This window comes from Flectobacillus sp. (genome assembly GCF_049240685.1).
Classification (GTDB): Bacteria; Bacteroidota; Bacteroidia; order Cytophagales; family Spirosomataceae; genus Flectobacillus.
Map to the genome: position 1 here is coordinate 1 of NZ_JBMLSD010000202.1, position 1,444 is coordinate 1,444.

General features: G+C 35.5%; 1 protein-coding gene. It reads right to left on the reverse strand.

The annotated features are described in order from the left end of the window. Nucleotides 1-63 precede the first annotated feature (63 nt). On the reverse strand, nucleotides 64-1,236 hold the full coding sequence (locus ACOVQ4_RS09250) for a PepSY-like domain-containing protein (RefSeq protein WP_421820368.1): 1,173 nt from the start codon (nucleotides 1,234-1,236) through the stop codon (nucleotides 64-66). Nucleotides 1,237-1,444 lie beyond the last annotated feature (208 nt).

Sequence of the window (1,444 nt, forward strand, 5' to 3'; positions counted from 1 at the left end):
AAACATTCATTGAAAAAGTCTAAATACCTTTTCTCTTTTTGTCCAGTAATTAGACGAAGTCATTTATTTATCAATTTTTGCCACTAAAAACTTACCATCTTTATCAAAATAGAGGTGATACTTATTGCTACCAACCAAAATATGTAGGTAATACGATTCTATCACGCCATCTATTTTAAAGGCTATGGCTTTGTCGAGAGTCCAGCCAGCATAACCAGTATTCAGATAGGTAGTGATTGCAGCGGGCAAGGCATCTACCGAAATCTTAACATCCTCAAATTTAGGAAGTTTCAACTCACCACTTACAGTTTTAGTCAAATTTCCTGAAGCGTCAAATGTTAGAAAGACTAATTTTTTATTATTTGATAAAGAAATATAATAAGAATCTACGACACCATTCTTAATAATCTCAATTCCCTTTTCGTATTTCCATGAGGCATAATTTGCACTCAAATAAGCTGCAATATTAGCTGGAAGTTCAGATTGCTTTAGATTCTTATCTTCAATCTTGCGAATCTCTGGCGCATAGGTTTTTGTTGTCAGCAATTTTCCTGCATTATCATACGAAAACTCATAGAAAACGCTGTCCTTCTTGGCCAATACAAAGTAATATTTGTTAGCTGTTGAGTCGGCATTTACAGCAGCTCGCACAAAGGTATAACCTGTTAGTTGCGTTTGAATTGTTGCTGGCAGCTGATCATACGTTACATTATAAAACTTTCTAAACTTACCTTTGATTTGTCCGTTGCGTTTAGGCTCTTTAAACTCAGCTACGAAAGCGCCATTTGCATCAAATACAACGGTTACTTTTTGGTCATTCCATTCTATCAAAACTTTGTACAGTGTGTTGCCATCTTTGTCTTTTCCTACAGCTACCCTTTCTAATTTATACCCTGCATAATTGGAATTAAGATAAGTCGTTACATTGGCTGGCAAAGATACCTTTGTCGTATCATCCGAGAGGCTAAATGAACTCAATACAGTTCCATTAGCCGAAATTGTTAGCTCTATACTTTTTCCATTTACTTTTAAATCTACCCCATAAGTCGTATTTTGACTAAGTGTTGAGTAGTTTACTTGAGCGGCCTGTGGATAGTTGTTACTAACGGCCATTCTTACTGCTGAAGGAATTACGGTTGAATTGTTGGTAGTATTATCAAGGGCAATTTGTTCTGGTTCACAACTTGCCAATAGAATTGCACTCATGAGTGCTGAAAATAAAAGGAACTTTTTCATGTTCGATTACGGACTTGTGGATTATCAAAAAAATCTCAGCATTTGGCCAGATACTGTTGGACTAATTTGATTCCCCAATGGACAGAAATACTTTGTTGAGCCTAGCAAAAAGCTATGGTTTTATTTCAAAACGTTTCGAATTATAAGGTGTGGTATAAATATTAGTACAAAATAAAAATTAAGATTGTGCTATGGGCTTTCAGGTATC